We start from the raw sequence: 6,639 nt of genomic DNA on the forward strand, positions 1-6,639 counted from the left end.
TCGTTGCCGCCTGCGAGGAATTGCCATAGTTGGTCGGGGGAGTTGATGTCGCCGGGGAAGCGGCAGCTCATACCGACGATCACGATCGGATCGTCATCGACGAGCTGCCCGGCCGGCTCGATCCGTACCGGGGCCGCGGCCGTGGCACCGAGCAGCTCGGCGCGGATGTGCCGGGCCAGGCCGACCGGTGTCGGATGGTCGAAGACCGACGTGGCCGGAAGCCGGAGTCCGGTCGCGGCGCCAAGCCGGTTGCGGAACTCCACGGCCGTCACGGAGTCGAAGCCGAGGTCCTTGAACGCACGATCGGCCGATATGGAGTCGGGCGCGGAGTGCCCGAGGACCACCGCGACGTACTGGCGGACCAGGTCCAGGACGAGCCGGTCCTGGCCGCCCTTGTCGAGGGCGACCAGACGCTCGACCAGCGCGGACCGGCCAGGAGCGGGGTCGTCGCCGACCGTACCCGCTCCCGCGTCGATCAGTTGTCGTACTTCGGGGAGGTCGGTGAGGAGGGGGCTGGGTCGGGTGGCGGTGAAGGCGGTGTAGTGGCGTTCCCAGTCGATGTCGGCGATGGTGATGACGGTGTCGCGTTGTTCGATGGCGGTGCGTAGGGAGGCGATGGCGAGTTCGGGGTCGAGGGCGGGGACGCCGTGGCGTCGGGCGACTTCACCGGCTTCGGTTTCTCCCATGCCGTTGCCGGACCATAGGCCCCAGGCCACGGAGGTGGCGGGCAGGCCTTGGGCTCGGCGGTGTTCGGCGAGTGCGTCCACGAAGGCGTTGCCCGGTGCGTAGTTGCCTTGGCCGGGTGTGCCTGCTGTTCCCGCCATGGAGGAGAAGAGCACGAACGCGGACAGGTTCATGTCGCGTGTGAGTTCGTGGAGGTTGAGGGCGCCGTCGGCTTTGACGCGGAGTACGCGGTGGAGTTGTTCGGTGGTGAGTGAGTCGACGGTGGCGTCGTCGAGGAGGGCTGCTGTGTGGATGACGGCGGTCAGGGGGCCGGTTTGGTGGATGAGGTCGGAGAGTTGGTGGCGGTCGGCGACGTCGCAGACGGCGACGGTGACTTTGGTTCCGGTGGTTTCGAGGTCGTGGATGAGTTGGGGTGCGCCGGGGGCGTCCTTGCCTCGGCGGCTGGTGAGGATGAGGTGTTCGGCGCCTTGGTGGGCGAGCCATCGGGCGACGTGGCTGCCGAGGGCGCCGGTTCCGCCGGTGACGAGGATGGTTCCCTGGGGTGTCCAGGTCGGGGCCTCGGGGATGAGTGCGGGTGCGTGGAGGAGCCTGCGGCCGTAGGCACCGGCGGCCCGGATGGCCACCTGGTCCTCACCGGTCACACCGGACAGCACCCGGGCCAGCTGTGTGCGGGACCTTTCGTCCACGCCTGCCGGAAGGTCGATCAGGCCGCCCCAGCGCAACGGCTGCTCAAGGGCTATGACCCGGCCGAGTCCCCACACCAAAGACTGCTCCGGCGCGCTGACGACATCGGCGCTCCCCGTCGACATGGCCTGCTGGGTCACACCCCACAGCGGCGCCTCCAGGCCTGCATCGCCCATGGCCTGCGACAGCAGCACCGTCCAGGCGAAGCCGACCGGCACGGACACGAAGCCGGGATGCGGACGGCGGTCGAGAGCCACCAGCGACACCACGCCGACGGCATCCGCCGACCCCGTCGACTCCCGCAGGCGCTCGGCCAGTGCGGCCCGGTCCAACTCGCGCTCGCTCAGGACCAGCAGCGACGGCTCGGCCCCGTGCGCGGCCAGTGCCTCGGTCGTGCCCGTGACCCACGCGTGCTCGGCGTCGGCCTCGGAGACCACGACGAGCCACCGGCCCGACAGTGCCGCAGGCTGGTTGCCGGTCAGCGGCTTCCATCCGATGCGGTAGCGAAGGGACTCCAGCGCGGACCGCTCGTGCCGCTGGCGACGCCAGGCCGACAGAGCGGGCAGGAGACCGCTCAGCTGCTCGCCGTCGAGCCCCAGGGCCGAAGCGAGCGACTCGACGTCTTCCCGTTCGACCGCAGCCCAGAACTCACCGTCCGCCTCAGCCATCGGTACGACGGCGGGGGCACTCGGCTCGATCCAGAAGCGTTCCCGCTGGAACGGATACGTCGGCAGGTCCACCCGGCGAGCGCCCGTTCCGGCGAACACCTGGGCCCAGTCCGCCGCCACACCGTGCACGAACAGCTCGGACAGCGCGACGAGGAACTGCGCCGGACCACCGTGATCGCGGCGCAGGGAACCCGTTGCCACGACGGTTGCTTCGGCCGCGTCGGCGATGTCCCGCACGCCCGTGGTGAGGACGGGGTGGGGGCTGGCCTCCACGAAGACGGTGTGGCCGAGGGTGAGGAGGTTTTCGATGGTGTTCTGGAATTGGACGGTGTGGCGGAGGTTGCGGTACCAGTAGGCGGCGTTCAGCTCCGCTGTGTCCGTGAGCGCACCCGTGACGGTGGAGTAGAAGGGAATCTCGCCGGTGCGGGGTGTGATGGGGGCGAGGGCCTGTGCCAGTTCGTCTTCGAGTTGTTCGACGTGGTCGGAGTGGGAGGCGTAGTCGACGGGGATGCGTTTGGCCTGCGGGTACTCGGTGAGGAGTGTGTCGAGTGTGCCGTTGTTGCCGGAGACGACGGTGGAGGTGGGTCCGTTGATGGCGGCGATGGACAGGCCGTCCCGGTCGCGCAGCTGCTCGGCGGGCAGGGGAATGGAGACCATGCCGCCGTGGCCGGAGAGGGCCAGGAGGGCTTTGCTGCGCAGGGCGATGATGCGGGCGCCGTCTTGGAGGGTGAGTCCGCCTGCTACGCAGGCTGCGGCGATTTCGCCTTGGGAGTGGCCGATGACGGCTGCTGGTGTGATGCCGTGGGAGCGCCAGAGTTCGGCGAGGGAGACCATGACGGCCCACAGCACGGGCTGGACGACATCTACCCGGCGTAGCGCTTCCTCGTCGTTGAGGACGTCGAGGAGTGACCAGTCGACGAATGGGTCCAGTGCGGCGGCGCACTCTCGCATGCGTTCGGCGAACACCGATGAGATGTCGAGGAGTTCGTGTGCCATGCCGGTCCACTGCGAACCCTGACCGGGAAAGACGAACACGGCCCCGGCCGACGAACCGGCGACACCGGTCACGACCCCCTGCGCGGGCTCACCGCTCGTCACCGCGTCCAGCCCACGGAGCAGTGCGTCCCGGTCCGTACCCACGACCACCGCACGATGCGACAGCGCGGAGCGCGTGGACGCCAACGACCACGCCACGTCCAGCGGATGCGGATCCATTCCGGCGGTTATGAAGGACCGCAGGCTCGCGGCCTGTGCCCGGAGCCCCGCCTCGTCCTGGGCCGACAGCACCCACGGCACGGCTGACGGTTCGGTGCGGGACGCCTCGGGCTCGCCCACCACGGGCGCCTGTTCGAGGATGACGTGGGCGTTGGTGCCGCTCACGCCGAATGAGGACACGCCTGCCCGGCGCGGGGCCTCTGTCTGCGGCCACCGCGTCGACTCGGTGAGCAGTTCCACCGAGCCGGTGGTCCAGTCGACGTGGGGTGTGGGTTCGTCCACGTGGAGGGTCTGGGGCAGTACGCCGTGGCGCATGGCCATGACCATCTTGATGACACCGGCGACGCCTGCTGCGGCCTGCGTGTGCCCGATGTTGGACTTGAGCGAGCCCAGCAGCAGGGGGCGGTCGGTGTCGCGGTCCTGGCCGTAGGTGGCCAGCAGCGCCTGCGCTTCGATGGGATCGCCGAGTGTCGTACCCGTACCGTGCGCTTCGACGGCGTCGACCTCGGCCGTCGACAGTCCGGCGTTCGCCAGGGCCTGGCGGATGACGCGTTGCTGGGAGGGACCGTTGGGGGCTGTCAGGCCGTTCGAGGCGCCGTCCTGGTTGACGGCGGAGCCTCGTACGACCGCGAGGACCTGGTGGCCGTTGCGTTCGGCGTCGGACAGCCGCTCGACGAGCAGCATGCCCACGCCCTCGCCCCAGCCCGTACCGTCCGCACCGGCCGCGAACGCCTTGCACCGGCCGTCGGTCGCCAGGGCACCCTGGCGGGAGAACTCCGCGAACGCTGTAGGGGTGGCCATCACCGTAGCGCCACCGGCCAGGGCCAGCGTGCACTCCCCGGACCGCAGCGCCTGCACGGCCAGGTGCAAGGCGACGAGTGACGACGAACAGGCCGTGTCCACGGTGATTGCCGGGCCTTCGAGCCCGAAGGTGTAGGACACTCGGCCGGACACCACGCTCGCCGCGTTGCCGGTGGCCAGGTGCCCGTCGGCGCGCTCGGGGGCGTTGCCGACGAGGACGCCGTAGTCTTGGCCGTTGGTGCCGACGAACACGCCGGTACGGCTGCCGCGCACCGAGTCGGCGGAGATGCCCGCGCGCTCGAAGACCTCCCAGGCCGTCTCCAGCAGCAGTCGCTGCTGCGGGTCCATCGCGATGGCTTCGCGCGGCGATATCCCGAAGAAACCGGCGTCGAAGTCGGCCGCGTCGTAGAGGAAACCACCGGCCTGGCCCGACCCGCTGTCGGCCCCGTCGGCGATGCTCCAACCTCGGTCTGCGGGGAAGGCCGACAGGGCGTCCGTTGCCGAGTCCAGCAGCTGCCACAGTCCCTCGGGGGAGTCGACCCCGCCGGGGAAGCGGCAGCTCATGCCCACGATCACGATCGGATCGTCGTCTGCGGGAGCTGGCGTTCCGGCTGCCAGGGCGGCCGGAGAGGCCGTCCCCGGCCGTGCGGTGAGAGTCCCCTCCAGGAGGTGTCCGGCGAGGAGCGCGGGCGTCGGGTAGTCGAACACGACAGAGGCGAGCATCCGGATGCCGGTTGCCGCAGTGAGCCTGTTGCGCAGCTCGACGGCGGTCAGCGAGTCGAAACCGGCTGCCTGGAAGGTTCGCGAGACGTCCACGGCCGCCGGGGACGCGTGCCCGAGGACCGCGGCGATGTGACTACGCACCAGTTCGAGGACGGTGCGCTCCTGCTCGACCGGAGGCAGACGGCGCAGCCGGTCGGAAAACTCGCCGTTCGCACTGCTCGCCGACCGGAGGTGTCCGTCGCCGAGCAGCTCGGTCAGGAGAGGGCTGGGGCGGGCAGCGGCGAGGCGGGCGCCGAACGTCTGCCAGTTCACGTCCGCGATCAGCACCACGGCCTCGTCGTCGGCCAGCACACGCTGAAGTGCGGAGAGCGCCAGCGCGGGCTCCATGGCGTCGGCGTGCCCGGCGCCCATGCCGGATCCGGCCCAGGCGCCCCAGGCCACTGAGGTGGCGGTGAGGCCTTGGGTGCGGCGTTGTTGTGCGAGGCCGTCGAGTGTGGCGTTCGCGGCCGCGTAGCTCGCTTGGCCGGGGTTGCCGAGTGTTGCGGAGGCGGAGGAGAAGAGGACGAAGGCGTCCAGGTCGTGGTCGCGGGTCAGCTCGTCCAGGTGGCGTGCCCCGTCGGCCTTGACTCGCATGACCTCCTTGACGCGCTCAGGCGTCAGCGACTCCAGCATGCCGTCGTCGAGGACGCCTGCGGTGTGGATGACGGTCCGGAGGTCGGGGATGGTTTCGAGGAGTGCGGTGAGGGCGTCGCGGTCGGTGACGTCGCAGGTGGCGATGGTGACGTGTGGGCCCATGGCATCGAGTTCGGTGGCCAGGTCCTGGGCTCCGGGGGCGTCGATGCCTCGGCGGCTGGTGAGCACGATGTGTCCCACGCCGGTGCTGGCGAGCCAGCGGGCGACGTGGCTGCCCAGGGCGCCCGTGCCACCGGTGACCAGTGCGGTGCCTCGGCCGTGCCATTCGGCGGGCTTGGGTGTGGTGGGAGCCATGCGGCTCAGGCGGCAGGCCCATACGCCCGTGGGACGGATGGCGAGCTGGTCCTCGTTGGTGGCGCCGGAGAGTACCGCGCACAGGGATGTCGTGATGTGTTCGTCTGTCTGGGTGGGGAGGTCGATGAGTCCGCCCCAGCGGTCGGGGTGTTCGAGTGCGATGACGCGGCCGAGGCCCCAGAGTGCGGCTTGGTCGGGGTCCACTTCGTCGTCGTCTGTCACGGCTACGGCGTTGTGGGTGACGCACCACAGGGGTGCGTCGATGTTCGCTGCGGTGAGGGCTTGGACCAGCGCGACCGTCTCGGCGACGGGCAGGAGGGAGACGATGCCTGTGACGTCCGGGTCGCCCTCCAGTTCCGTGCCGGTCGTCATTCGTACGTCGGCGCCGCTGGCTGACAGGGCGGTGACGATGTCGTGTGCGTCGTCGCTCGTGTCGCCGATCACCCACCAGATGCCGGAAAGGGGCGATGGTGAGGGGAGTCCTGCGGCGGGGGTCCAGCGGGTCCGGTATCGCCAGGTGTCGACGACCGACTGGTTCTGCCACATGCGGCGCCTGGACGAGAGCGCTGGCAGTGCTTCGCTCAGGGGTTGGTCGGGGTTGATGCCGAGGAGGTCCAGGTCGCCGTGTTCGATGGCGTTCCAGAGGGCGGTGTCGGTGGGGTTGGTGGTGGATTGGGGGGTGGGTGGTTGGAGCCAGAAGCGTTGGTGCTGGAAGGCGTAGGTGGGGAGTTGGGTGCGGTGGGCTCCGGGGAGGAGGGCGTTCCAGTCGACGGTGTGGTTGCGGGTGTGGAGGTTGCCGAGTGCGGTGAGGAGGGTGGTGGTTTCGGGGTGGTGGGGGCGGAGGGTGGCTATGCCGTGGGTGTCGGTGAGGGAGGTG

General features: G+C 70.1%; 1 protein-coding gene. It reads right to left on the bottom strand.

All coding sequences use genetic code 11. The annotated features are described in order from the left end of the window. The coding region (locus ACWC5C_RS41960) for a type I polyketide synthase (protein ID WP_450884613.1) at window positions 1–6,639 on the bottom strand (6,639 nt) is incomplete at both ends.

This window comes from Streptomyces sp. NPDC001700, assembly GCF_053596435.1.